At 41.5% G+C, this 25,813-nt stretch carries 22 protein-coding genes; 8 read left to right on the top strand and 14 right to left on the bottom strand.

The features are described 5' to 3' along the window. The first annotated feature begins 355 nt into the window (after window positions 1–355). Window positions 356–3,178 carry an outer membrane beta-barrel protein gene (locus ACYZZR_RS07490; RefSeq protein ID WP_461533377.1) on the top strand — a complete coding sequence of 941 codons (2,823 nt, stop codon included), beginning with the start codon at window positions 356–358 and terminating at the stop codon, window positions 3,176–3,178. On the opposite strand, the gene ACYZZR_RS07485 is transcribed toward ACYZZR_RS07490, so the two are convergent. From ACYZZR_RS07485 to ACYZZR_RS07460, 6 genes are all read right to left on the bottom strand, one after another. Then, a complete protein-coding gene (locus ACYZZR_RS07485; protein ID WP_461533376.1) occupies window positions 3,175–4,569 on the bottom strand; it encodes a hypothetical protein in 1,395 nt (464 codons plus the stop codon). The two genes, ACYZZR_RS07490 and ACYZZR_RS07485, sit on opposite strands and share 4 nt — an antisense overlap. Before the next feature lie 129 nt (window positions 4,570–4,698). Beyond that, on the bottom strand, window positions 4,699–5,577 hold the full coding sequence (locus tag ACYZZR_RS07480; protein ID WP_461533375.1) for a pirin family protein: 879 nt from the start codon (window positions 5,575–5,577) through the stop codon (window positions 4,699–4,701). 77 nt (window positions 5,578–5,654) lie between these two features. Next, a complete protein-coding gene (locus ACYZZR_RS07475; RefSeq protein ID WP_461533374.1) occupies window positions 5,655–5,939 on the bottom strand; it encodes a GNAT family N-acetyltransferase in 285 nt (94 codons plus the stop codon). A 109-nt stretch (window positions 5,940–6,048) separates the two neighbouring features. Beyond that, a complete protein-coding gene (locus ACYZZR_RS07470; RefSeq protein ID WP_461533373.1) occupies window positions 6,049–6,762 on the bottom strand; it encodes a pirin family protein in 714 nt (237 codons plus the stop codon). A gap of 174 nt (window positions 6,763–6,936) precedes the next feature. Continuing rightward, on the bottom strand, window positions 6,937–7,746 hold the full coding sequence (locus ACYZZR_RS07465; RefSeq protein WP_461533372.1) for an AraC family transcriptional regulator: 810 nt from the start codon (window positions 7,744–7,746) through the stop codon (window positions 6,937–6,939). Between the two features lie 117 nt (window positions 7,747–7,863). Next, window positions 7,864–9,327 carry an aminoacyl-histidine dipeptidase gene (locus ACYZZR_RS07460; protein WP_461533371.1) on the bottom strand — a complete coding sequence of 488 codons (1,464 nt, stop codon included), beginning with the start codon at window positions 9,325–9,327 and terminating at the stop codon, window positions 7,864–7,866. A 132-nt stretch (window positions 9,328–9,459) separates the two neighbouring features. Here ACYZZR_RS07460 and ACYZZR_RS07455 point away from each other — a divergent pair, with 132 nt between their 5' ends. From ACYZZR_RS07455 to ACYZZR_RS07435, 5 genes are all read left to right on the top strand, one after another. Next, window positions 9,460–10,527 carry a DUF3810 domain-containing protein gene (locus ACYZZR_RS07455; RefSeq protein ID WP_461533370.1) on the top strand — a complete coding sequence of 356 codons (1,068 nt, stop codon included), beginning with the start codon at window positions 9,460–9,462 and terminating at the stop codon, window positions 10,525–10,527. A gap of 209 nt (window positions 10,528–10,736) precedes the next feature. Continuing rightward, complete coding sequence (locus tag ACYZZR_RS07450; RefSeq protein WP_461533369.1) at window positions 10,737–11,030, top strand: hypothetical protein; 294 nt, start codon at window positions 10,737–10,739, stop codon at window positions 11,028–11,030. 194 nt (window positions 11,031–11,224) lie between these two features. After that, window positions 11,225–12,043 (top strand): helix-turn-helix domain-containing protein, encoded by an 819-nt coding sequence (locus tag ACYZZR_RS07445; RefSeq protein ID WP_461533368.1) that lies wholly within the window; start codon window positions 11,225–11,227, stop codon window positions 12,041–12,043. 64 nt (window positions 12,044–12,107) lie between these two features. Continuing rightward, the gene (locus ACYZZR_RS07440) at window positions 12,108–12,596 is read left to right on the top strand and encodes an anthrone oxygenase family protein (protein ID WP_461533367.1); all 489 of its coding nucleotides are present in this window, start codon (window positions 12,108–12,110) and stop codon (window positions 12,594–12,596) included. 215 nt (window positions 12,597–12,811) lie between these two features. Next, window positions 12,812–13,291, top strand: coding sequence for a nucleoside deaminase (locus ACYZZR_RS07435; protein ID WP_461533366.1), 480 nt, complete (start codon window positions 12,812–12,814; stop codon window positions 13,289–13,291). Here ACYZZR_RS07435 and ACYZZR_RS07430 read toward each other — a convergent pair. Beyond that, the gene (locus ACYZZR_RS07430; RefSeq protein ID WP_461533365.1) at window positions 13,288–13,464 is read right to left on the bottom strand and encodes a hypothetical protein; all 177 of its coding nucleotides are present in this window, start codon (window positions 13,462–13,464) and stop codon (window positions 13,288–13,290) included. The genes ACYZZR_RS07435 and ACYZZR_RS07430 overlap by 4 nt on opposite strands. 328 nt (window positions 13,465–13,792) lie before the next feature. Next, window positions 13,793–15,604 (bottom strand): glycoside hydrolase family 2 protein, encoded by a 1,812-nt coding sequence (locus ACYZZR_RS07425; RefSeq protein WP_461533364.1) that lies wholly within the window; start codon window positions 15,602–15,604, stop codon window positions 13,793–13,795. Between the two features lie 318 nt (window positions 15,605–15,922). On the opposite strand from ACYZZR_RS07425, the gene ACYZZR_RS07420 reads away from it, so the two are divergent. After that, a complete protein-coding gene (locus ACYZZR_RS07420) occupies window positions 15,923–18,178 on the top strand; it encodes an FUSC family protein (protein ID WP_461533363.1) in 2,256 nt (751 codons plus the stop codon). A gap of 264 nt (window positions 18,179–18,442) precedes the next feature. Here ACYZZR_RS07420 and hisS read toward each other — a convergent pair whose 3' ends face one another. The 5 genes from hisS to rpsF all read right to left on the bottom strand — a co-directional run bounded on the left by hisS (window position 18,443) and on the right by rpsF (window position 21,705). Continuing rightward, on the bottom strand, window positions 18,443–19,816 hold the full coding sequence (gene hisS / locus ACYZZR_RS07415; RefSeq protein ID WP_461533362.1) for a histidine--tRNA ligase: 1,374 nt from the start codon (window positions 19,814–19,816) through the stop codon (window positions 18,443–18,445). A gap of 145 nt (window positions 19,817–19,961) precedes the next feature. After that, a complete protein-coding gene (locus tag ACYZZR_RS07410; RefSeq protein ID WP_461533361.1) occupies window positions 19,962–20,444 on the bottom strand; it encodes a DUF6495 family protein in 483 nt (160 codons plus the stop codon). A gap of 154 nt (window positions 20,445–20,598) precedes the next feature. Next, the gene (gene rplI / locus ACYZZR_RS07405; RefSeq protein ID WP_461533360.1) at window positions 20,599–21,051 is read right to left on the bottom strand and encodes a 50S ribosomal protein L9; all 453 of its coding nucleotides are present in this window, start codon (window positions 21,049–21,051) and stop codon (window positions 20,599–20,601) included. Between the two features lie 13 nt (window positions 21,052–21,064). Beyond that, window positions 21,065–21,364, bottom strand: a complete 300-nt coding sequence (gene rpsR, locus ACYZZR_RS07400) for a 30S ribosomal protein S18 (protein WP_461533402.1) — start codon at window positions 21,362–21,364, stop codon at window positions 21,065–21,067. Between the two features lie 2 nt (window positions 21,365–21,366). Further along, window positions 21,367–21,705, bottom strand: coding sequence for a 30S ribosomal protein S6 (rpsF, locus tag ACYZZR_RS07395; RefSeq protein WP_461533359.1), 339 nt, complete (start codon window positions 21,703–21,705; stop codon window positions 21,367–21,369). A gap of 218 nt (window positions 21,706–21,923) precedes the next feature. On the opposite strand from rpsF, the gene ACYZZR_RS07390 reads away from it, so the two are divergent. Further along, entirely contained in the window at window positions 21,924–23,453 is a 1,530-nt protein-coding gene (locus ACYZZR_RS07390; RefSeq protein ID WP_461533358.1) for a serine hydrolase, read from the top strand. Between the two features lie 391 nt (window positions 23,454–23,844). On the opposite strand, the gene dnaK is transcribed toward ACYZZR_RS07390, so the two are convergent. Continuing rightward, the gene (gene dnaK / locus ACYZZR_RS07385) at window positions 23,845–25,755 is read right to left on the bottom strand and encodes a molecular chaperone DnaK (RefSeq protein WP_461533357.1); all 1,911 of its coding nucleotides are present in this window, start codon (window positions 25,753–25,755) and stop codon (window positions 23,845–23,847) included. Window positions 25,756–25,813: the final 58 nt, after the last annotated feature.

Below are 25,813 nucleotides of genomic sequence, written 5' to 3'. Positions count from 1 at the left end.
TTATTAGAATTAGACTGGTTGTAACAAGTTATTTTCCTAATTGCAATTTAAGAAAAATATTCGAATCGCATTTTTTAGTAAAAGATATACATCACGCGCACTGAACCATCTTAATTGATATAGACAAAACCATTCTCCACACGTTTATGTAACCAATATTCTGGTTTAAGTCAAAAAATAATGTTAAAATCGCACCCTCTTTTAAACCTGATAAACAACACGGAGTCTAAACAGAACCAACCGATACATTAATATGCTGTTAAACTATATTAATATTATGATAAGAAAATAGGAATCCTTTAAAAATACGACTAATATAGCCTATTACAATCACATAAATCACATCACCGTAATAATGCATCCGAAAATACTTTTACTGTCCCTCGTCTTTTTAGCATCTTATGCTTCCGCACAGTCTCAGAACATCGTGGAAATTAAGGGTAAAATTACAGACACCTCCGACAATACGGAGTTGGAGTCCGCAACAGTTTATCTACAGTCTGCGCAAGACTCTACAGTTATCGATTATACCACCAGTAACCGGGAGGGCAATTTTAATCTCGAAGTCAGGAAAACGGATCTTCCCACGGTTTTAAAGATTTCCTTTATAGGTTATCGCATGTATTCCAAACCATTCGACAAAATAGATGCTGCGGTAGACCTCGGTACAATAAAACTACGCCCAAATGCCGACCAATTAGACGAAGTGGTCGTACAAGGCGAAGCTCCACCCATCAGGATAAAACAAGACACTTTGGAGTTTAATGCCTCTTCTTTTAAGGTACGTCCCGACTCCAATGTCGAAACCCTTTTAAAGGAACTACCTGGTATAGAGATAGATATCGATGGTAAAATGACCGTAAACGGTAAAGAAGTAGATAAGGTATTGGTAAATGGAAAGGCCTTTTTTGGAGAAGATGGCAAGATAGCCACCAAAAACTTGCCTTCTGACATCATCGAAAAAGTACAGGTTTCAGATACCAAAACCAAAGAAGAAGAGCTTTCGGGTGAGATGGCCAGTTCGGAAAATAAAACGATAAACCTCACTGTAAAAGAAGGTAAAAACAAAGGATACTTCGGTCGTGCATCGGCAGGTTATGGTACCGACGACAGATACGAAGGAAATCTGTTCTTCAATTATTTCAACGACGATCAGCGTATCAGCGTTCTAGGAAGCTCCAATAATATAAACAGTATCGGTTTTTCGATGGACGAAATTTTTGACGCTATGGGAGGCGGACGAAATGTATGGTCAGGCGGCGGAAGAGGTGGGGGAATAAATATAGGTGGGGTTTCTTTCGGATCTACCGGATCGGGAATCACCACCTCGAATATGGCCGGAATTACCTTTGCAGACAATTTTTTTAAAGATAAACTAGAAGCCGACGGCAGTTATTTTTACAGCCAGACCAATCGCGAAAACGACAATCGCACAGAGCAGATCAACCTGACTCCCCAAGGCGAGTTTATCACTAATTCGGAAAGCCATACCGAAAACGAGTCGCGAAGTCACGCCTTCAACGCCAATTTCGAGTTTGATCTCGACTCTCTGACCACCATAGGTTTTATCCCCAATATCAATATGACCAAAACCTCTTCGAGCTCAAATCAAAACTCTGTTTCCATAGATGAGAACGGCGATTTACTCAACGAAAGCGAATCGGTGAATAACAGGAGTAATACCAACAATGACTTTGGTTCGAGACTCTTTATTATTAGACGATTCCGAAAAAAAGGACACTATCTCAATTTCCGGTTCAACAACAACAACTCCGAAAACGAATCTGAAGGTTTTGATCGGTCGTCTACGGTATTCTACCAAAATAGTGATCCTGACGATATCAGGAATCAGCGAACATTCAACAACAACAAAACCGATAGCTACTCACTGAGTTTGAGGTATACCTTCCCGCTGTTGGATTCGGTGAGAATATCGACGGGAATATCGTACAACACCAACAAGAATACTACAAAACGTGAAGCATTCAACTTTGTAGAAAGCACCGGAGACTTTAGTGATCTAAACGACGAACTCTCGCGCTATATCGAATCGAAGCAGAACGATTTCAACCCCTATATAAACTTTCAGTTGAGAAAACGCAACCTGAGAGGGCGATTGAATATGGGGATGAATTTCACAAAATACGACAATGCCGCTCTCTATATGGGAGATAAAACGGCATTAAAGGAAAACTATGTTTATCCGAGTATCCGCGGTAACCTCCGGTATACTGTGGACAAAGGCAAGACCTGGAGTATGAACTACAATTACAATGTAACCCCTCCCTCTGCCTCTCGATTGCTTCCGGTAGAAGATCTGTCCAATCCCTTGAGAACCATCATAGGTAATCCCGACCTAGATCCCACAAGGTCACACGCCATCAATTTCGGATTCAACAATTACGATTTCGCCAAAAGAAGAGGTATATTCACCTTCCTGAGATTTAATTATGACGAAAATAACATTGTATCGGTAACAGAATACGACGAAAACTACAAGAGTACAACAACCTATACCAATATAGACGGCACCTTTAATTCTAGTGCCGGGCTCTTTTGGAACAAATCGTACAAAAAAGGAATAAGTACATTTCAATACCGATTGGGGGTACGTGCAAACCTCAGCCTGAACAAGGGAATTACCAATAACGAGAGTTTTAAATCGAGAAACCTCTCTCTAAGTCCATCCACTTCCCTAGCATGGGAATACGGCGAATTACTGACGGTTGAGCCCTCTTATAATTTCAATTACAATCAATCTTCATACACCAATTACAGAATAGACAAAACCTCCAGTTTCCGTCACAATTTCAGAATACAGACCACTTCTTACTGGCCCAAAAATGTGGTTTTCGGAAATGATTTCGGATACACCTACAACTCCAATATAGCCGATGGATTCCGAAAATCGTTCTGGTTGTGGAACAGCAGTATTGGCTATAATTTTTACAAGGATAAAATGACGTTCAAAATAAAGGTATACGACCTGCTCGACCAGAACGTTGGCACCATGCGCAATATTTCCGAATCTTATATACAGGATGTGGAAAACACGGTATTAAAGCGCTACGTCATGTTTTCTCTGAGTGCTAAATTGGATAAATTCGGAGGGGCAAAACCCGAGCGCAATACCCGAAGATCCAGACATAGAATGCGCTTTCGCACAAGGGCATTCTAATAAATAGTTTTCAGACCGTTCTCTTCCAGAATATCGCTGTATTCTGGAAGAATACGGAGCAGAGCAATGTCGTCCATAGCATTGAGTCGGGCTATATCGGTGAAACCGTTTTTTAGCAATTGCTCCAGGTAAAACAAAGCCATACCGTATTCGCTTTTCTTGGTACTATACCTGATAACTTCAAGAGTGGCCTCTTCTGCCTTCGGATCTAACAATACCAAGAAAGCATTGGCAAACAACAGCTGATCGTCTTTGAGTTTTCTATCGCTTATCGTGGCCTTTACCGATGCTTGCAGCACCTTTCTTATCCTTTTCACCATTTTACTTTTGGGCATATTGTCGCCTTCCGCTCGTTGATCGAGTACTTTGAGCTCTTCCTCCCAAGACGGCAACTGACCGGTATCTCCTTTGAGCATATCGGCCGACAGAAAAGAGATATAGTCTTCCAAATACAAGGTCTCTTCTTCTTCTATTCCATAACTATCCCCTCGTTGTTTTCGAAAAAGAGGACTTTTACGCAGTGCTTTCTTCCTTTCCTTCCACACCTCCTCAAATCGATCTTCTGTGTAGTGGTCTTTCATATTACCGACTTCATCAAATGCATCTAGGGCTCTGCCCTGTCCTTCCAACCATCTGTTAAACGACATATCTGCAGCAAAGAGAGAGTCTTTAAGTGTAGTGGGCACCAATCCTTTGCCCATAGATTGCAAAGTCAACACCCTTAGTGCTCTGTCGGTATAAGGAACTGGAGGGTAATGAGAATCACCGTCGTAAGTCACCATTTGCGCTTCGAATTTCCGCGATTTGAGTACGTCTATCGAAGACTTCATTTGCCGGTAATACAGTGATTCATCTCCGCCCATACCCACAAATACAAAATTATTTTTCACGGGAATATAGGCCCCTTGTTCAGGTAGTGCACCACCTACAGCCAATACTCCATCTACATCAGTAGACAGTGCTGCCACTGCTGTGGCCAGTCTCCCTCCTTCTCCAAAGCCGGCGGTATATATTCGCTGTTTGTCTATTGCAAAATTCTGCAATACCAAGTCGAATAGTTTTTTAATCAGGTAAAAATTGGCTTCGTAAGATTCTTTAGAAAGCTGATCCGGAGCCACAACTATAACTTGTTTCGCTCCTGGTGCCTCAGTTAATGCCGCTATAGCCTTTGCACTTCCTCCTTCGGGATCAAAGACAAAAAACACCGGCCATTTCTCTGCAGTGTCATAACTACCTGGTAGATAAACAGAATAACTCAATAAATCGGTTCCCGGTATGGATATCGAATCGTTTATCACTCCTTTCTGCAAATGAGTATCTTGAGAAAAGGAACAAACTGGCGCAATAAACCACAGCACCGCAAATCCGTATTTAAGTAGGTATTTCAGCATATTAATTCTATTGAAAAACAGGTACAAGATACGGCAAAATACCAAGAAACACTAGATTATACCTCTTCTTTGACAAGCTGTAAAAATCCGGTGCTTACTGTAAGGTCACAGCAATGGCTCTCACTGTTTTCACTTACTTTTAGGCAGTGGAATATAGGTGTTATCTCCTCCTACTTTAGGAAAAAGATGAGACCTCCAATCTTCTTTAGCCTTTTCTATTTTTTGCTGATCAGAAGACACAAAATTCCAGTAAATATGTCGTTCTTCTTCCAATGGCTGCCCTCCAAAGAGTAATAGATGAGATCCTGCAGCCACTTGTAGAGCACATTGGTTGTCGAGTTTAGAGACCAGCATATTCCCCTTCCCTACTTCTTCTCCACAGGCATTGACCTTACCCTCTACCACACAAATGCCGATTTCCCCTTCGAGATTTCCGGCTATGTCTAAGGCGTAATCCGCATCCGTTTTTACCGATACCATAAAGAGTTCGGAATACGAAGGTACCGGCGATGTTTTACCAAACCCCTTTCCCGCCACCAGAGTGAAAGTAGCATCACCATCTGTCCACGAAGGGAGATCTTTTCGGTCAATATGATAAAACTCCGGATCCATATCTTCCAGTTCTCGTGGCAGTGCTATCCATATCTGATATCCGTGTAAAACGGATTCCTTTCCGTCTCTTAGAGATACCGGTGTGCGTTCGGTATGGGTCACCCCTTTTCCTGCTACCATCAAATTTACCGATCCCGGGGTAATATTTTGTTCTGTACCGATGCTATCCCGGTGTGCAATCTCTCCCTCGAGCAGATAAGTAAGTGTACACAAGCCTATATGTGGGTGCTGGTCGACATCCATATAGTGCTCAGGTCCTATTTTTTCAGGTCCCATATGATCTATGAAGATAAAAGGGCCTACCATGCGTTTTTTGCGAAAGGGTATTAACCTTCCCACCAGGAAATCGCCGATATCCCTGCTTCTCTCTGCTATAATCAAACTGGTATTAGACATTGTTTTATTTTTAATGCGGTTAGATAATACGTCTTTCCGGGTTATAAAACCCTATCTGCAAAAAAGAAGCTCTTATTTCAGGCCAATACGTCTTGTAATGCAGTATTCTTCTTAAACATGGCGTTGGCAAAAGGACAAAGAGGTACCACTTTTATACCGCTTTCCCTTACGTGATCTACTAGGGTGTGTAGCAATTTTTTACCTATGCCTTGTCCTTTGAGGGACTCGTCTACCCCAGTGTGTTCTATAATCATTTTTCCGCTGCCAGCCATAACGTAAGTCATCTCAGCCAGCCGCTTTCCGTCTTCTTCATAAGTAAAAGCTCCCTTGCTATCGTTGTGAATATGTTTTATTTCTCCCATTGTTGTGGTATTTGTGCATTTTAGAAACCGAGGTTTCTTTGCGATTAGAAATATTTAAGGTACAAAAAATATACAAGCTAGCCCGAACAAACATCCGGGCAGCTCTTTCTCAGAAAGTCATAGGCACCTCCATCAACAGAAAACGAGCATCGCTATCTGCTTTTAGATTAAAGGTGTCCAAATCAGAAATTCCTATGGCATCTCTGCTTTCTAGCACTTCTCCTTCAACATTTACACTGCCTTCCAATACAAACAGATAAACGCCATTGCCCTTTTTGTTAAGGTTATAAGAGGTAGTTGTCCCCTGATCAAAATCGCCGAGGAAGAACCAGGCGTCCTGATGTATCCAAGTTCCCTGCCCCTCTGCATCGGGTGACACCACCTGATAGAGCTCGTTTTTCCTGTGGTATTCCTGTATGGATATCTGGTCGTATCTCGGCTGTACATTTCGCTTATTGGGTATCACCCATATCTGTAAAAGATTGGTCTCCTGATCCGGAATCGGATTATACTCACTGTGAAACACTCCTGTACCGGCGCTCATCACCTGTATTTCACCACTTTTTATGCGTCCGATATTGTCCATACTATCCTTGTGCTCCAACTCTCCTCTCAGTGGTATGGTGATAATTTCCATATTGTCGTGAGGGTGCATACCAAACCCCATACCTCCACTTATGATATCGTCGTTGAGTACGCGGAGTACTCCAAAATTCATACGGTTAGGGTTGTAGTAATTGGCAAAACTGAAACTGTGATGTGCATTGAGCCAACCGTGGTCGGCATGACCTCTACTATCAGCTTTGTGAACGATTGTTTTCATACGAATAAATTTAGTTTAAAAATTTTACACCATTTGATTATAAGCAAAAGAAAAGTGAAGGTCGAGTCTTCAACTCCTAATTCCTTTACTTATCTCCGTACAAAATTCATCATAAAAACGAAGCGAGAACATGCGAGAATACGGGAAAGACTTATAAAAATACGACATCAGTGGTCACCTGAAGTCGGAAGGTGACTTTCCGGTGCATTTTTTAAAGAAATTGCTAAAATACGACTGCTCCTTAAACCCAAGTGCATAGGCGATTTCCTTTTGGGTGCTGTCAGAAAAATACAACATCCGCCGCGCACCAATTACAATGCGAGTGAGTAAGTATTCCTTTGCCGTTTTTCCTATCAGTCCTTTTACCGTTCGATTCAGGTGATCGGGGGTTACATTGAGGGCATTTGCGTATTGCGATACCCGGTGCCACTCTTTAAAATGCTCCTCTACCAGTTGCTTATAATTGCGCAAAAGGCTACTACCTCCTTGAAGTTTCTGTGGATTATCGCCGTGCAGGCTACATACATTATTACAGCTTATCAGAAATAACTTGAGTAGAGAGGCCAGCCCTTGCAGTTGGAATTTGACTGGTTTATCACTCCAATCCCTCATTTGCAAACAATAGCTTTCAAGTAGTTTTTCCTGATCCTTATTCAGCGGCAAAGGCGGAGATTCCCCGTAGTCGTTAAAGAGGTTTATATCTTCTATAAAACAAGATTCTATCTGATTTTCCTCCATAAACCGGGATGAAAAACTCAGCATATACCCTTCGGGTTTTTCTTCGTCTTTTATCTGATGTACCTGTCCCGGACTGATAAAATAGACCTGTCTGCCCGAGAGGGGATATCTGTTAAAGTCTATTACGTGCTCTCCTTTACCTTTGAGCAACAGCAAAACGACGTAGTAATCGTGACGGTGGGCAGTACTGTGCTTTTCATCCTGTTTCTCATATATCTCTCCTATATCCTGTACACAAAACCCCATCTCGCTATCGGCAGGATTTATATGGTGATATGTTTTTATAGAAGTCAAAGAATATGAAAAATACTCAGTTTTAATTTTTAAGCTGATGTGATTTACACGGTTTGAGGCATTCTAAAATTATCCCTTTTCCGGAATGTCTTTGAGGATGGCCTGGAGGAACTTCCAGAATTTCTCCACCGATCTAATACTGGCTCTTTCGTCTGGCGAATGAGCTCCTCTAATGGTAGGTCCGAAGCTTATCATATCCATCTCCGGATAATTCTGCCCCAAGATACCGCATTCCAGTCCGGCGTGACAGGCTTCCACTTTAGGTTTCTCTCCGAATAGTGTTTCGTATTTTTCCCGGACTACCTTGAGTATGGGCGAATTGATATCCGGACTCCAACCGGGATAGCTTCCAGAAAATTCTACCTCACATCCTGAGAGCTCAAAAGCCGCTCTGAGCGCATTGGCGAGATCCATTTTAGAACTTTCCACCGACGATCGGGTAAGGCAGGCTACCTTTAGCTCTCCTCTTCCTATTTCCACTCGAGCGATATTGTTGGAAGTTTCCGTAAGTCCCTCTATCTCCGGACTCATACGGTACACTCCGTTATGAGCGGTGTACAGCGAACGCAATATACCTTCCTGTACTCCAAGATCCATCAGCTTTTTCGGCATTTCGGCGGGTTTGGCTGTGATTTCCATAGAAGGTTCCAAAGCCTGGAATTCCTTTTCAATATCCGCTCTCATAGCCTCAAAATCAAGAGTAAAAGCATCGCTGTGGGTTTTATCTACCACTACAAGAGCCGTACTCTCTCTAGGGATGGCATTTCGAAGTCCTCCTCCATCGAGAGTTGCAATACGCAGTCCGTAATTTTCAAAACCTTCAAACAACAAGCGGTTCATTATCTTATTGGCATTGGCCAAGCCTTTGTGGATATCCATTCCGCTATGCCCTCCTTGTAAACCTTTTACCGAAATGCGGAAGGCTTTCACCCCATCAGGCACCGCTTCTTCCTTATAAGTTCTACGTGCGGTAACATCGATACCTCCGGCACATCCTATACCTATTTCGTCATCTTCTTCTGTGTCGAGATTCAAGAGTATTTCGCCTTTCAACTCCCCTGCTTTCAATCCCTGAGCACCTGTCATCCCGGTTTCCTCATCTACGGTAAATAGAGCTTCCAATTCAGGGTGAGGTATATCTGTACTTTGCAGTAATCCCATAATGGCTGCCACTCCCAATCCATTGTCTGCCCCAAGGGTGGTACCTCGGGCTCTAACCCAGTCGGCATCGACATACATCTGTATGCCTTGAGTATCGAAGTCGAAATCGGTATCGGCATTCTTCTGGTGTACCATATCGAGATGCGATTGCAGTACTACCATCTTTTTGTTTTCCATGCCCGGAGTAGCCGGTTTGCGGATAATCACATTTCCGGTTTCATCTCTATAAGTTTCCAGTCCCAAGCCTTTACCGAAATCCAACATAAAAGCAATTACTTTTTCCTCTTTCTTCGAAGCTCTTGGAACAGCGTTGAGTGCGTCAAAGTTGCCCCATACTTGCTTGGGTTCCAGGGCTTTTATTTCTGAATTCATAAATATCGTGCTTAATTGTCTTTTACAAAGCTAACACAATCTTTTTTCTTGTCATAGTTTTTTAAACTGAGTAAATAGCAACTTCACCTCCTTCACCTCTGAAAATTTAGTATATTTTTCTAATTTTAACCCATGTCGGAAAAAGCTAAAAACCTCTTGGCACTCTCTATCGTACCACAGGCATTACTGATTCGGATTTTGGCCGGGTTCCCGGATGTGGTCGAGAGCTATTACAGCAACGGAGTCTATCGCTTTATAGCATCCGCTTATCGCTATGCTTTCGGGTGGATACCCTTTTCCGTTGGAGATATTTTCTATGCATTGGCTGCGATAGCACTACTTCGGTTTCTATGGCTCAATACAAGATCTGTAAGACAGCGTCCATGGATGTTTTTTAGAGAAATACTCCTTACCCTATCTTTGGTACATCTGCTCTTTTACCTGTCTTGGGGACTCAATTACTACCGCTTACCCCTACACCGCAACCTTAAGATCGAAGCTGAATACACCACCGAAGAGCTGATTTCCTTTACCGAAAAACTCATAAAACGCACCAATACCCTACACAGCGCTCTTGCTACCAGCGATTCATCTGCGGTACAACTCCCCTATTCTCGCAAGGAGATCTACCAAAAATCGGCAGAAGGTTATGCCCAACTGTCCAAAGAAAATCCGCATCTCTCTTATAGCCCTACAAGCATTAAAAGTTCTCTTTTCTCCCTACCACTCAGCTATATGGGATACGGGGGGTACCTCAATCCGTTTACCAACGAAGCCCAGGTAAACAGTATGCAGGTCGATTATCGATATCCGATAGTCTCCTGTCACGAAGAAGCACACCAAATCGGATATTCGGCAGAGAACGAAGCCAATTTTATCGGTTATCTCGCTGCCACAGCTAATCCCGATCCTTATTTCCAATATTCGGGTTATGCTTATATGCTGCGCTATTGCTTAAATGAAGTATATCGCAGAGATCGGGAAAAATACACCTATCTCACAAACAGTTTGTACCAAGGAGTTTTCGAAAATTACAAGGAGACCTCTCTCTTCTGGAAAAAATATGAAAACCCATTGGAACCCATCTTTAAAAATGCATTCAACATTTACCTCAAAGCCAACAAACAAACTGATGGGATAAAGACTTATAGCTATGTGGTGGCTCTATTAGTTAATTATCACAAGAATAAACCTTTATAACTTGCAAAACTACCATTGGCACTTGTAATCTATTTGTATAATCATTACACATAAAATCATCTTTATTGGAAAAATTACACAGTTCATCTACACCTATTAAAACCCATCACCTTCATTTACAGGTATTTAATAATTAGGTGGTATTTGCGGCACAAAGTTTTCAGTATAAGTAACTGAAACAAAAGTTAAACATTTAAACCTTAGTAGTCATGAGAAAAGTATTGTTGGCTTCGGCCTTAATTTTAGGAGGATTTGCTGCACAGGCAATAACCACAGTAGAGAATGATAATACCGCGCTAGTTATTAGCCAGGAAGAGTTTACCGAGATTGCGGTCGACCAAGTTCCTGAAGCGATTACCACAGCACTTGAAAAAGATTTTAAAGGTGCCGTTATAAACAAGGCCTATGTAAATGAGGCCAAAGAATACAAGCTGGAAATTACCATGGGAGAACAAACCGGGGTACTCTACGCTAAAGAAAACGGAGAGTGGATTCAGAAATAAGGCATAGCCTCATAGATCCAAACAACTCGCAAAACCTCTGTGACAATTTTGTCGCAGGGGTTTTTGCTTTAGACATCTGTAACGGGATATTCACAAAGAATCTCCATTTATGCATTGTCCTATTATCGCCGGGAATAGAAGAAAAAAATCACATGATTTGTGTAACTTCGTAACCAAGGATTAATTTCAAAACGATGGATTGTACAGTATTTGAAAACAAGGTTTTCATTCCTCAAAAATCACCGTTAAAGGATATAGTACATTATTTTTGGCAAGTTCAAAGGAAAAACTGTGTTGTTTCAAATGAAACTATATTACCTAAGGGAATTACGGAAATAATATTTTCCTTTTCCGATGAACAAGCTTTATTTGAAAGTGAAGCAATTGATAAATACCAAATGCCGAAGTGTTTTATAAACGGTTATAACACTATTCCTTTTCACCTGCAATTACCTAAATATCAAAATCTTTTTGGTGTTCAGTTACTTCCATCGGCTATAAAAAAAATATTTGGTGTCAATACCGGAGAATTATTAAATAGATGTATAGACCTTACATTGATTGACAAACGCATGGAAACGATGTGGCATCAAATGTCCGAAAAGCGAACTTTTAACGAAAAGGTAAGGCTTTTTTCTACATTCGCTTTGAAAGAAGATAAAGATACTGATAGACGAGTACAGCTATTGGATACTTTTCTCAATGATACGATAAACAATCAGATACTATCTGCAACAGCGCTCTCTCAAATAGTCAATTATTCCATTCGCAATCTTTCTAGAAAAATTAAGAATTTGAGCGGTATGAATACAGAAGAATTCATCTGGCACAAAAAATATTTGCGGTCTTTGCACTACATTCATGACACCGACTTCTCGCTTACCGAAATCGCATATAAAAGTGGGTTTGCCGACCAGGCACACTTCACGAAATCATTTAAACATTTTACGCACCTCTTACCAAGTGATTACCGCAAACAAAAGAGTCAAATGACGGGACATATTTACAGGTAACATTGTCCGCTGAATACAATTTTGAACTGTGCGTATTGAGGTACTTTGCAGAAACAATTTAGCCATGAAGTTAAAGCAAATTTCCCTTTATGTTTGTATTGTACTTACAAGCGGTATCTTATTCACCAATCTTTACAACTCCTTGGTCGACGCAACCTCTTGGGGTGCAGACATTCCGGATTCTATTAGAACAGTAAGAGAATATTACAAATCGGTAAATCCGGGAAACTACTATCGAGGTGTAACACCTGTTGTTCAGTTGATTTGTTTACTCACTGTTTTATTATTTTGGAAGTCGTCAAAACAAATTCGATACTATTTACTAATTGCCTTAATTATTTATCTGATTGGCGATGTGCTTACTTTTACCTATTTCTATCCGAGAAACGAGTTTGTGTTTCAGACTGGCAATATTAAGGATATCAACGCCATGGAAAAGGCCATAACCGAATGGCAGAATATGAATTGGGTTCGTAGTGTATTAGTTGTTATAAGCATTGTGTTATATTGTATGGCCCTGCACAAAACGTATCGCTTACAGGGGTTAAAGTAAAGCGTGAATAAAATAGTTTTACAGTGAATAACGAAAATCGGTATCTTATATCACAACAATAGTGTTGTGAACCAAGAGACCATGATTTTTTCAGTACTATCCCCTGATTAAAATCCTGTTTAAAAAACGGCGACACTGCTCTGTTTACTCGATTAAATCTCATGTCATTTTAGTATATTTGAAAAAACTCTTGAAAACAGAAAGAACTGACTCTTATGCTTAGCGAAAAGGATGTTACGTATTTAAAACAGGTGATTGCCTTGGCACTTGAAGGTGTTGAGGAAGGAGCTGGGGGACCTTTTGGCTGTATCATCGTCAAAGACGGAAAAATAGTAGGCAAAGGGTATAATCGCGTCACCTCAGACAACGATCCTACCGCCCATGCCGAAGTAGTAGCCATACGAGATGCCTGCAAACAACTCGGAACTTACCAATTGGACGGATGCACGCTCTACACCTCCTGTGAGCCCTGCCCTATGTGCTTGGGTGCCATTTACTGGGCTCGTCCCGAACGAGTGCTGTATGCAGCTACAAGATTTGCCGCTGCAGATGCCGGATTTGACGACGACTTTATTTACAAAGAGATCAATCTAAAAGACAGTGAGCGAAAGATTCCCTTTATCCACTATGAAGACGAAGATGCCCAGGAAGCATTTGAATACTGGAAACGACTGGAAGACAGAAAACGGTATTAGGGATAGGGAGGGGAAATAAGACCTTTTTCCTCTCTCGCCTGTTGAATTAAGACTCCAAGTTTAAAAGCATCGTATTCCGTTTCAAATTCTTCGCGTTTTTCAGTGCCTCTTTTACCGATTTTTTCATCGATAAATTGATCGAGACTTTTTAGATTTTTATTTTTTGCTTTCATAGTATTCTCTCTTTATCTGTTCAGCAATTTCGTTTCCTATTTTACTGCAATTCCGAGGGTAGATAATTACGTACGTTTCTCAAATATAAACAATTAACCGCTTTCATCTTCTAAACAATACAAAATTCACAAATTACTGATATTCAATTCTCCAGAAAAAAAAATAATTCAGAGCTGTTCATCTTCGGTATTACACCTTATTTCTTACGGTTCAATCTGCAAACCTTTGCTGTATTGGTTATTCCTACAAAAAAACATCCCCGACGTATACTGCCGAGGATGCTCTGTGTTTGATAAAACCATTTTGAGTTCAATTCAAAAACGGCACTTATTTCTGGTTTACCATATCGATAACCTCACGGTTTATCTTCTGAATGCGTTTAAGATCCATTTTATCCTTTTTTCTGTCGTAGGTCATCAGTCCATTTACCTCTCCTTCCACATCTGTAGTCTGGGTATAAATTGCGGCAGAGAATCCTCGTACGATTAGTTTTTTAAGTTTTTCTGCATACTTTTCGTATTCATCGGTAACCTCTTTAGAGTTTTTAAACTGTATATATCCCCAATTGTTTTTGTTTTCCCACAGGTGATCTTTAAGTGGCAATCCTATACCTCCATATTCTCCGAGCACTGTAACGCGTTTGGCATCGTAAAGAAAAAGATCAGGGTCGGGATAATGGTGTAAGTCGAGGATGTGTCCGGTGTGAAAATGATTCCCTCCACTGGCCGAATTGACCAAGCGGCTGGGGTCGTAATCTACGGTCCACTCCGTGAGTTCTACAGTTTTGAATTGCCCCCAGGCCTCGTTAAACGGAACCCATACCACTATACTGGGGTAAGAGTACAGATAATCCATAATCCCTTTCCACTCTTTCCGGTAAATGGCTTCAGACTCCGAGCTGCGTTGCAGTTCTTTTCCGTCGAAATACTTTTGCATCTGCCATTCTTTCTGCTCGTCACCACTCGGCATATCCTGCCATACCAACATACCGATTTCATCGCAGTAGGTGTACCATCGCGCCGGCTCTACCTTTACGTGCTTACGAATGGTGTTGTATCCCATTTCTTTGGTGCGTACAATATCGTATTTCAGCGCTTCATCGGTAGGAGCCGTGTAAAGTCCGTCAGGCCACCACCCTTGATCTAGCGGACCAAAGTGGAAGTAATCTTTGTTGTTGAGCTGCATTCTCAGAACTCCGTTCTCATCCCTACGCGTAGATATTTTACGCATGGCAAAATAGCTTTTGAATTCATCGGTTACTTTTCCGCCACTTTTCAATTTGACCACGGTTCTGTAGAGAAAAGGAGATTCCGGCGACCACAGTTTAGGGGATTCGAGTTGTATATCAAACGCACTTCCGGCAGCGGCTTTTACTGTTTTTAGCTCTTTTGATCCGTCAAATACTGTAACTTCAATAAGGTCGCCATAAGCGGCATTGGCGATATCGGCTTTAAAATGCACCGAATTCTTATCTAAATCGGGTACCACCCTCAATGCTGTAATATGCTTTTTGTCTACTGGTTCCAGCCATACCGTTTGCCATATTCCGGTAACAGGGGTATACCAGATTCCCTTGGGTTCTTTAACCTGTTTTCCCCTCGGTTGAGGTCCCTCATCGGAAGGATCCCAAACTCTCACTTTGAGTTTCTGACTACCGCTGTCGTTTAGGAAGGGGGTGATATCGATGGAAAAAGGCTCGAATCCTCCTGTGTGTGTAGTTACCTTAATATCGTTGATCCACACATCGGCCTGCCAGTCTACTGCACCGAAATGCAATACGATATTTTTACCGGCCCATTCCTCGGGGACCGAAAAGTCTCTGTCGTACCAAAGTACATTTTCACTACCTACCTCTTTCATAACACCAGACAAACTGGATTCTGCCGCAAAAGGTACTAGTATTTCCCCTTGTGCAACATCGGGCTGTGCTTTTTCCCTTCCGGATATACTGTAGTTCCACAGTCCGTTCAAGTTTTTCCACTGACTGCGTTCCATTATGGGTCTGGGATATTCTGGCAATACATTGTCTGGGTTTACTTTTTCCGCCCAAGGCGTTTTGATCTTGTCGCCTTTCGGACTCCACTGTGCATGCGATACCTGAAGTGTCATAAGTACCGACATCAGAAACAGCTTTGTCAAACTTCCTTTTTTTAGCATGGTGTTTAAAAATTAGAATTAGTTATCGAAAACTAATATACTCCATCCTCCCTATTTCTATAAATACACTTTATTTCATTTTATGGTATAAATAGCTCATTTTATAACATTATGACTTATTCAAGACAATTTGTATACTTCTTGACACAAAAAAGCGAACCTATTAATATTTATGGGCTCATCGGAGCCATACTTGGCAATAAATACACAATCTTTTTCTATAGTCTCCGGCTTATGCTTACTTTTGCTACCGGAAAACAACTGCGGAACATATACGCAATTTAGCCGGTATCTCTAAATATGAACCATCAGTTACAGAAATTCCTGGAAAGTACCGATTTTATCCGGGCTGTAAAAGTAACACTGGCTGCGGCCACACCGGTGATACTGTTTTCGTATCTCGATATGTTTTCCACCGGCTTTACCGTTGCCTTGGGAGCCTTGTTTACATTTATCAGTGATATCCCCGGAAATCTTCGCCACCGTATCAACGGGATGTTGATCTCTAATTTTATCGCTGCGGGAAGTACGATAATTATCAGCATCGCCACGATAAGTGGGTGGATTTTTTATCCTCTTTTTCTTGGATTGATTTTCTTTTTATCACTAATAGCCGTATACGGGCATCGAGCTACATTGGTTTCCTTTTCAGGTCTAATTGCCATGTCGTTAGCGCTAGGCCATAACTATACGGGACAAGTCTTATTAGAGCACGTTCTACTCATGTTGTGTGGAGGTTTTTTCTACCTCGGGGTATCTATGGTGTTTTACTTCATACGACCATTTCGCTACGGTGAACTGCAGATGGCCGAATGCATTATGCTCACTTCCCGTTATCTCAAACTCAGAGGACGCTTGTGGGACGAGAAAACCGATATAAAAAAGATTACCCGAGAATTGTTGGATTTACAGATAGAACTCAACGAAATTCACGAAAAACTTCGGGAAACACTTATTCGAAACAGAACAAGAGGAGGTTCTTCAAACCGGAATAGACGTCTGCTTATCGCTCATATCGAATTGGTAGAGATACTCGAATTGGCTATGGCTACTTCTTTCGACTACGAAAAGCTCTATCAGGCGTTTCACCACTATCCCTACGTACTCAACGCATATCGAAACCTTGTATACAACCTGTCGAGTTTGTTGTCTCAACTGGGACAAAGTGTGGAAAAAAACAAAAAGTATACCGCTGCAGACATCGCTCCGTATAAAGATCTGCAGAAGTTCAAGAAAAGTATAGATCGCTTCCGCCAAGAAATCGAAGTAACCGACGAGGAAGATACGGAAGAAGTACTCGCCTTAGTCAATATGTTCAACTACGTGGAAAAACAGGTAGAAAAAATCAAAGTGGTTGAGCGCTCTTTTACCAATTTAACCCCCTCTAGACAAGAATTAAAGCGAAAAGATCCGGAATTGGAAAAACTGCTTACCCCTCAGCACTATTCCCTGATTACCATCACTCAAAACCTTAGTTTTTCCTCCACTATTTTTCGGCACGCACTCAGGCTTACTATTACCATATTTGTAGGTTTCATCATAGGCAATCTGTTAACCATTCAGAACACCTATTGGATACTGCTCACCATAGTGGTGATTATGCGGCCGGGATACGGACTTACCAAGAAACGCTCTTTTAACCGTACCTTAGGCACTCTCATGGGAGGGGTAATTGCATTTGGTATAATTTCGGTAATCCACAATGTCACTGTACTCGGCATATTGGCTATGAGCTGTATGGTACTCGGGTTTTCTTTTTCACAGCGCAATTACTCTATTGCCGCCACCTTTGTCACACTTTATGTCATTTTCGTATACGGTATGCTCACCCCAAATGTACACGATGTCATACTATATCGCATAACAGATACTCTTATCGGTACTACACTGGCATTTACGGCCAATCATTTTTTATGGCCCAGTTGGGAATTCAGAAATCTTCCTGGTTTTCTTGAAAATTCTATCAAGGCTACTCGAGATTATATCAGAGAAATTTCTAACTATTACAATCTTAAAGGAGAGGTACCACTATCATACCGGCTCGCCCGAAAACACGCTTTTATCGAGATTGGAAACCTTATGGCTTCTTTTCAGAGAATGACACAAGAACCCAAGTCGCAACAAAAGCAATTAGGCGAATTGTACGAACTTGTAGTACTCAACCACACCCTGCTCTCTTCTGCAGCTTCGCTAGGCGCATTTATACAATCGCGCCAAACTACCAAGGCTTCTGAGACTTTCAACGCCATAGCCGAAGCCATTATCCAAAATCTCGACAATGCAATTAGACAGTTGTCGGAATCTCCCAAACAAGGGGAAGAAGACATAGAAACTGAAAATCAACTCAACCTTCGTTTTACGGAATTGAAAGAGATTAGGGAGCGAGAACTAAAGGCCTTGGGTAATGCAAAAGGCGAAGATTTCAAATTCAGAATGGAGGAAGCTCAACTCGTTATCGAACATCTTATAGGCCTTACCAATCTCTCTGAAAACATAAACAAAGCCGTGGGAAAAATTGAGAAAAAAGAAAAAACTGCGGGTATACTTAGATTTTAACGATAGAATATAATCGATAGAACCTGCCAAAAACATATCTTCCACAGAAAAACACTTGTTTTTTGTGAAACAAATGCAAAATATCCCTGTTTTTAGGGATTTTTAGTTTTTAAAAAAGCCGTTATATTTGAAAATACTTTAAAAAGAAAGCGGACAATGATTATTCCTACTCATCCGCTTTCTGGATCAGTAAGTTTGGGGTAATGAAATAGCCATAGGAACGACATTCTTTTTGTTCCATGGCTATTTCTATTTTATGTCCGTTTACACCGACAATATTGTAATCAACTCTTCCAGACTCACTGCTTTTTGTTCGCCAGTCTCCATATTTTTAAGGGTGTAGTTTCCCTCTCTTATTTCATTATCTCCGACGAGTACGGTATAGGGAATACCCCGTTTATCGGCGTATTGCATCTGTTTTTTCATTTTGGCATTGTCGGGATAAAGCTCAGCCCTTATCCCCTGTTTTCGCAGTGCTGCCAAGGCTTTCAATCCGTAGCGAACTTCCTCTGTTCCAAAATTGATAAACAGTGCTCTCGAAGTCGGATTTACGGTTTCCGGAAAAAGTGAAAGCTCTTCCATAACGAGATATATGCGATCCAGTCCGAAAGAAATCCCTACACCACTTATACCTTTCAAGCCGAAGATCCCTGTGAGATCGTCATACCGGCCTCCACCCCCAATAGATCCCATAGCTACTCCCCGAGGAGCTGAGACTTCAAAAATAGCTCCCGTATAGTAATTGAGACCGCGAGCCAAGGTTACATCTAAGTCCAGTATCGCTGTTTGCAAACCTAATTCAGCAATGGCATCACAGATAAAACGCAGCTCCTCTACTCCCTTTTTCCCCATTTCTGAGTTTTGCAAAAGTGTAGATAGTTGCTCCAACTTATCAGTGGTAGTTCCTTCGAGATTGAATAAGGGCTGTACTCTGTCTATCGCATCTTCGGGAATTCCCTTTTCCCTCATCTCTTTTTTCACTCCCTCTTCTCCTATCTTGTCGAGCTTGTCTAAGGCAACGGTAAAATCGACCAGTTTATCTCCGGCACCGATTACTTCGGCTATTCCGGAAAGTATTTTTCTATTGTTTAGCTTTACGGTTACTCCCTCCAGTCCCAAAGTGGTAAATACCGCATCGTAGAGTTGTACAAATTCCACTTCCTGCCACAGCGACTGCGATCCGACCACATCGGCATCGCATTGATAAAACTCGCGGAATCTCCCTTTCTGCGGTCGGTCGGCTCTCCATACGGGTTGTATTTGATATCGTTTAAAAGGAAAGTCTATATCGTTTTGATGCTGTACTACATAGCGTGCAAAAGGCACGGTAAGATCGTATCTCAACGCCTTTTCAGAAATACTGGGAGTGATGCGCAAACTATCTCTTTCTGCGTACAACTTATCGTCTACCTTATTGAGGTAATCTCCTGAATTCAGAATCTTAAAAATCAATCGGTCTCCTTCTTCGCCATATTTTCCCATAAGCGTGGAAAAATTCTCGAAACTAGGAGTCTCTATCGGTTGAAAACCGAAGCGTTCAAATTGATTTCGAATGGTAGTGACTATATAATTCCTCCGAGCAACCTCTGCCGGTGAAAAATCGCGTGTTCCCTTGGGAATACTTGGTTTCTGTGCCATGTAACAGCTCTTGTGATTGGTTTTTCTAAATCTATACAAATAGTCCGGGGGGTGAAATAAACCCGAGATACCCGAAGACAAATATCATAATTTTTAATCATTTCAGAGCGGGACGCCCCTATTAAGTTCACCGTCCCAACCTCAACTACAACTCTCCTGCAGCCAGTATATCGTCAAACCAGCGGTACAGTTCACCCTTGGTGATTACTGCCCCTTTCTCTATCAGTTCAAACTTATCCCGATTTTTGTCGTCAGAATAAGCTTTGGCTGCCGTCATAATCTCCACCATATCGGTCATAAAGTGCTTTTTAAACCAGCTAAAACCCTCCTTTGTAGCAAGGTCTATATCGGGGTTGAGCACGCGTATACCTATCAGTTTCATCTCTTTATCCGTCAGATAAAAAAGATGCATTTGTCGCTGAGATATATTTTCTAGGTACTCTACTTTTTGCAATACCCCTTCCCAGATAAGGTCACTAAAAACGTCTATTTCCTGTTCGGCTGTTTCCGGCTGTTCTGCCTTTATCTTACTCCACTCCTCCGCGGTAATAGACTGGGTAGCGAGAAAGTTGATGAATTCCGGATGCAGTTCTTCCAACTGCTCTTTGGTAAGTCGTCTGTACTTCATAGCTCAGTTTATCAGTTTGTAGTTTATAGACTCTCGATTTGTACTATTGCAGATTGCCAGGCTGTAATTTCACCTCTGATGGTATAGCACAAAAAAGAAAATCGCCTAAAAATGATCTTTTAGGCGACTTCCGGTATTATGACTACGATGTAGTTTACTTTGCTTCGGCAACTACTTCAAAAGGAAAGTCTACAATAACTTCCCGGTGAAGCCTAATCACAGCATTGTATTTTCCGATGCGTTTTACGCTTCCACCATTGATGCTGATGTATTTGCGTTCGATGCTTTGTCCTTCTTTTTCAAGAGCTTCTGCGAGGTCGATATTGCTTACAGAACCAAAGAGTTTATCTCCAGCACCTGTTTTTGCAACGATTTTGATCTCCAGTTTAGCGAGTTCGTCAGCTACCTTTTTAGCATCATCGACTATTTTCTGCTCTTTAAATGCTCTTTGTTTAAGGTTTTCCGCCAGCACTTTTTTGGCCGAAGGAGTAGCCAATACGGCAAATCCTTGCGGAATAAGATAATTGCGACCGTAACCGTTTTTAACCGTTACCACATCATCTTTAAACCCTAAATTATCTACGTCTTTCTTCAGTATTAATTCCATTGTCTGCCCTTTTTTATTTTAACAAATCAGCTACATAAGGCATCAAAGCCAGGTGACGCGCCCTTTTCACGGCAACAGACACTTTTCTCTGGTACTTCAACGATGTTCCGGTAAGTCTGCGAGGCAGGATTTTCCCTTGCTCATTCACAAATTTCAATAGAAAATCCGGATCCTTGTAATCGATATACTTGATTCCTGATTTTTTGAAGCGGCAGTATTTCTTGGCTTTAGCAGTCTCTATATTAAGAGGAGTAAGATATCTGATCTCTCCGTCTTTTTTTCCTTTGGCTTGTTGTTCGATAGATGACATAATTTCTAAGCTTTTTGGTTCAACTTATTCCTTCGTTTTTCAGCCCAGGCTACAGCGTGCTTATCCAATTTAACGGTAAGGAAACGCATTACCCGCTCATCTCTCCGGAATTCCACTTCGTAAGGATTGATCGCCTCTCCGTTCACTTTAAACTCGAACAGGTGATAAAATCCGCTTTTTTTGTTCTGAATTGGGTAAGCCAGTTTTTTAAGCCCCCAATCTTCTTTAGATACAAACTCTGCCCCTCTGGAAAGCAAGAAATCCTCGAACTTCTTTACTGTTTCCTTTACCTGAGTGTCAGATAAAACGGGATTGAGAATGAAAACAGTTTCGTAATGATTCATAATTATTTATTTTAAGGCTGCAAAAATACTCTTTTAAAAGATACATACCAAATTTAAAGTATTGATTTTTTGCATTCTCAAAATACTAAAACAACGACACTACAACAATAGATTGACCAAGTTTACTAAATACCGATTATTTCTGTATATTTAAACTTCAATCGACAGTTGCCACCACAGCTGTACAAAAATGAGAGTTAATTGCCAAAACCTAAACCATGACCACAAAATTACTAAAACACCTCCTTATCTTCTGTGTATTATTAATTGCTCAGATTTCAACTGCCCAGCAACCTGCTTTTATAAGTGACAGTCTGGACACCTATATTGAAAGAGAGATGAAAGACTGGCGAATTCCCGCGCTTGCCGTAGCCATTGTAAAAGACGGGAAGATCGTTCACCTTAAAGGCTATGGAACAAAAAGTGTAGATTCTGATGATGCAGTCGATGAAAATACGCTGTTTATGATTGGTAGCAATAGCAAATTGTTTACGGCAACTGCGCTCGCCATACTGGAACAAGACAAAAAACTATCCTTAGACGACAAGGCAAAAAAATGGCTGCCCTACTTCAATTTAAAAGACAACTCAACCGGAAGCGCAGTAACAATAAAGGACTTGCTCTCTCATCGCATAGGTTTTGAATCTTACAAGGGTGATTTCACCTATTGGTGCTCCAATCTCACACGCGAAGAGATCGTAAGAAAAATGGCTATTGCCGATTTAGCCTACGATTTTCGAACTACCTGGGGGTACTGCAATGCGGCATTTGTTGCCTCGGGGGAGGTTGTAGAAGCTGTTTCGGGTGAAAAATGGGAAACTTTTGTAAAGAAAAATATTCTTAGCCCACTAAGGATGAACAGCACCTTAATGCTTGCCCGGGAAATATCGGACGCCAAAAACATCGCTTTTCCTCATACCGATATCGACGGAAAAATGACAAAAATAGACTTTCCGATGATCGACAATATGGCTCCCGCCGGTTCTATGAGCTCAAATGTAAAAGATATGGCCAACTGGCTTATAGCACAACTGCAAAGCGGAAAATTTGAGGGTAAACAGCTAATTAGCAAAGATGCTATTTTGGCCACGCGACAGCTGCAAACCGTAAAGCAATTTGACCAAGAGAAGGAAAAATACACGCATTTCTATATGTACGGACTCGGACTGACCGTGCAGGACAGAGACAATAGAATAGAATTCGGACATACGGGTGGCGTAGACGGATTTACTTCATCGGTATCTTTTATCCCCGAAGAACAATTGGGGGTTGTGGTGCTGACCAATACGAATTCAAACTCGCTGTTTCGCATTTTAAACCGACAAATTGTCGATGCCTATCTGGGTATTCCTTACGAAAACTACAGTACAAAAGCACTTAAAACATCTCGTGAAAATGCAGCCAAAAAGAAGGCAAGAATAGATTCGCTTCGCGCTGTTGTCGCTCAAAGGAACAAAATGGATTTACCCCTTGAAAAATTCACTGGTGATTACACCCACGAACTCTACGGCGATATTTTCATAGAGGCTAAAAAAGGAGACCTGATTATTCACTTCTCCAACCACCCCAACCTAACCGCAAAACTGCAGCACCTGAAAGACAATACATTTTTGTGCGACTACTCCATCCCAACCTACGGTTCAGCCCTAGAATTTCCGTTTGTGATTAAAGATGGAAAAGTGACCGGATTTACCCTGTCGGCAGATCACTTTGTAGAAATAAGTACTTACGACTTCACAAAAAAATAACAACCAAAACAACTTTGACAAATCATCAGACTATGAGGACTTGGATTATTATTTTCATTTTCGGTATCTTCGTTCCGCATACTCATCGTCACCTGATAATATTGCGTGCTGCCATCTCTGATAAGTTCACATCATTCAAAGTTTTTAATTGTTCTATTGGTGTATATCTATTTATCATTACAATTTCACAATTTCCGAAAAATTTAAAAACGAAAATATTTATTTCCACCGGCAAAACTTTAGTTTAAGCAAACTTTACCTAAAATCACTTATCGCTATTACATTCTCATTTCGCACTTAAATCAAGTAAAATAATTAATACAAAAAAAACCGCTGTAAACATAACATCTACAGCGGTTTATCACTTATTATTGATCGTTCTAAACGATACTTACTTCACTTCTTCGAAGTCTACATCCTGTACGTCGTCGCCTTCTTGTTTGCCATTGGCCGCTGCATCGGCGGTTTCGGCTTGGGCACTGCCGTTTTGCTGTGCTTCGGCCTGAGCCTTATACATCTCTTCACTGGCAGTTTTCCAGGCTTCGTTGATCTTGGCAAGGGCGGGTTCTATGACCGCTATATCCTTGCTTTCATAGGCTTTTTTGAGCTCTTCCAAGGCTTCTTCAATTGGTTTTTTCTTGTCGTCAGACAGCTTGTCGCCAAATTCCTTGAGCTGTTTTTCTGTCTGGAAGATCATACCGTCGGCCTCGTTGAGCTTATCAGCTGTTTCCTTGGCTTTCTTATCCGCTTCGGCATTAGCTTCTGCCTCTCTTTTCATCTTTTCGATTTCCTCTTCGGTAAGTCCGGAAGAAGCTTCTATACGGATATCCTGAGATTTTCCGGTAGCCTTATCTGTAGCTGATACTTTGATAATACCGTTGGCATCGATATCGAAAGTAACTTCTATCTGTGGCACTCCACGAGGAGCTGGCGGGATGCCGTCGAGGTGGAAACGCCCTATGGTTTTGTTGTCGTTGGCCATTGGTCGCTCTCCTTGAAGTACGTGGATCTCTACTGAAGGCTGATTGTCTACTGCCGTAGAGAACACCTGCGACTTTTTGGTTGGGATAGTGGTATTGGCATCTATCAGCTTAGTCATCACACTTCCCATAGTCTCAATACCGAGAGACAGCGGAGTAACATCGAGCAACAATACGTCTTTTACATCTCCGGTAAGTACACCTCCTTGAATTGCAGCTCCAATAGCGACAACCTCATCAGCATTTACTCCTTTGGAAGGCTTCTTCCCGAAAAACTTCTCTACTTCTTCCTGAATTTTAGGAATACGGGTAGATCCTCCTACCAGAATGACTTCATCGATGTCAGATTTGGAGATACCTGCGTCTTTGAGTGCTTTTTCGCAAGGTAGCATAGATCTTTTGACCAATTCGTCTGCCAATTGCTCAAACTTAGCTCTTGTAAGTGTTTTTACAAGGTGCTTAGGTCCAGAAGCTGTAGCAGTAACATAAGGCAGGTTTATCTCGGTTTGAGAAGAGGAAGAAAGCTCTATTTTAGCTTTTTCTGCTGCCTCTTTCAAACGCTGTAACGCCATAGGGTCTTTGCGAAGGTCTACTTGCTCTTCGTTGTTGAACTCATCGGCCAACCAGTTGATGATTACTTCATCAAAATCATCTCCCCCGAGGTGAGTATCTCCGTTGGTAGAAAGCACTTCAAATACACCATCACCCAATTCGAGTATGGAGATATCAAAAGTACCTCCTCCGAGGTCGTATACAGCGATCTTCTGGTCTTTGTTGGACTTGTCAAGTCCGTAAGCCAATGCTGCTGCCGTAGGTTCGTTGATGATTCGCTGTACTTTAAGTCCGGCGATTTCACCGGCTTCTTTGGTAGCCTGTCGCTGTGCATCGTTGAAGTATGCAGGAACTGTAACCACAGCTTCCGACACTTCTTGTCCGAGGTAATCCTCGGCGGTCTTTTTCATTTTTTGGAGAATCATAGCCGACAATTCCTGAGCGGTATACAGACGTCCGTCTATATCCACACGAGGGGTGTCGTTATCTCCTTTTACTACCTTATAAGGTACCCTGCCTACTTCTTCTTCAGACTCCGAAAACTTATTCCCCATAAAACGTTTGATAGAATAAATAGTTTTATGAGGATTGGTCACTGCCTGTCTTTTTGCCGGGTCTCCCACCTTTATCTCTCCTCCTTCTACAAACGCGATTACGGAAGGAGTTGTTCTCTTTCCTTCGGCATTAGGTATTACTACCGGTTCGTTGCCCTCCATTACGGAAACGCAGGAGTTGGTAGTACCTAAATCGATTCCAATAATTTTACTCATAACAGTGTGTTCTTATTTTAATTTTTTTTAGATTTTATATTGTTGTTATATCAGTTAG

The organism is Sinomicrobium sp. (assembly GCA_029266035.1).
Taxonomy (GTDB): domain Bacteria; phylum Bacteroidota; class Bacteroidia; order Flavobacteriales; family Flavobacteriaceae; genus Sinomicrobium.
This window is presented reverse-complemented; position numbering and strand designations above follow the sequence as displayed.

Bases quoted from the DNA above. Each gene is read 5' to 3' on its own strand.
- ACYZZR_RS07485 (WP_461533376.1), bottom strand. From the start codon at position 4,569: ATGCTGAAATACCTACTTAAATACGGATTTGCGGTGCTGTGGTTTATT.
- ACYZZR_RS07450 (WP_461533369.1), top strand. From the start codon at position 10,737: ATGAGAAAAGTATTGTTGGCTTCGGCCTTAATTTTAGGAGGATTTGCT.
- ACYZZR_RS07410 (WP_461533361.1), bottom strand. From the start codon at position 20,444: ATGAAGTACAGACGACTTACCAAAGAGCAGTTGGAAGAACTGCATCCG.
- ACYZZR_RS07420 (WP_461533363.1), top strand. From the start codon at position 15,923: ATGAACCATCAGTTACAGAAATTCCTGGAAAGTACCGATTTTATCCGG.
- ACYZZR_RS07465 (WP_461533372.1), bottom strand. From the start codon at position 7,746: ATGGGGTTTTGTGTACAGGATATAGGAGAGATATATGAGAAACAGGAT.
- rplI (WP_461533360.1), bottom strand. From the start codon at position 21,051: ATGGAATTAATACTGAAGAAAGACGTAGATAATTTAGGGTTTAAAGAT.
- ACYZZR_RS07390 (WP_461533358.1), top strand. From the start codon at position 21,924: ATGACCACAAAATTACTAAAACACCTCCTTATCTTCTGTGTATTATTA.
- dnaK (WP_461533357.1), bottom strand. From the start codon at position 25,755: ATGAGTAAAATTATTGGAATCGATTTAGGTACTACCAACTCCTGCGTT.
- rpsF (WP_461533359.1), bottom strand. From the start codon at position 21,705: ATGAATCATTACGAAACTGTTTTCATTCTCAATCCCGTTTTATCTGAC.
- ACYZZR_RS07440 (WP_461533367.1), top strand. From the start codon at position 12,108: ATGAAGTTAAAGCAAATTTCCCTTTATGTTTGTATTGTACTTACAAGC.
- ACYZZR_RS07430 (WP_461533365.1), bottom strand. From the start codon at position 13,464: ATGAAAGCAAAAAATAAAAATCTAAAAAGTCTCGATCAATTTATCGAT.
- ACYZZR_RS07490 (WP_461533377.1), top strand. From the start codon at position 356: ATGCATCCGAAAATACTTTTACTGTCCCTCGTCTTTTTAGCATCTTAT.
- ACYZZR_RS07470 (WP_461533373.1), bottom strand. From the start codon at position 6,762: ATGAAAACAATCGTTCACAAAGCTGATAGTAGAGGTCATGCCGACCAC.
- hisS (WP_461533362.1), bottom strand. From the start codon at position 19,816: ATGGCACAGAAACCAAGTATTCCCAAGGGAACACGCGATTTTTCACCG.
- ACYZZR_RS07460 (WP_461533371.1), bottom strand. From the start codon at position 9,327: ATGAATTCAGAAATAAAAGCCCTGGAACCCAAGCAAGTATGGGGCAAC.
- ACYZZR_RS07445 (WP_461533368.1), top strand. From the start codon at position 11,225: ATGGATTGTACAGTATTTGAAAACAAGGTTTTCATTCCTCAAAAATCA.
- ACYZZR_RS07435 (WP_461533366.1), top strand. From the start codon at position 12,812: ATGCTTAGCGAAAAGGATGTTACGTATTTAAAACAGGTGATTGCCTTG.
- ACYZZR_RS07455 (WP_461533370.1), top strand. From the start codon at position 9,460: ATGTCGGAAAAAGCTAAAAACCTCTTGGCACTCTCTATCGTACCACAG.
- ACYZZR_RS07480 (WP_461533375.1), bottom strand. From the start codon at position 5,577: ATGTCTAATACCAGTTTGATTATAGCAGAGAGAAGCAGGGATATCGGC.
- ACYZZR_RS07475 (WP_461533374.1), bottom strand. From the start codon at position 5,939: ATGGGAGAAATAAAACATATTCACAACGATAGCAAGGGAGCTTTTACT.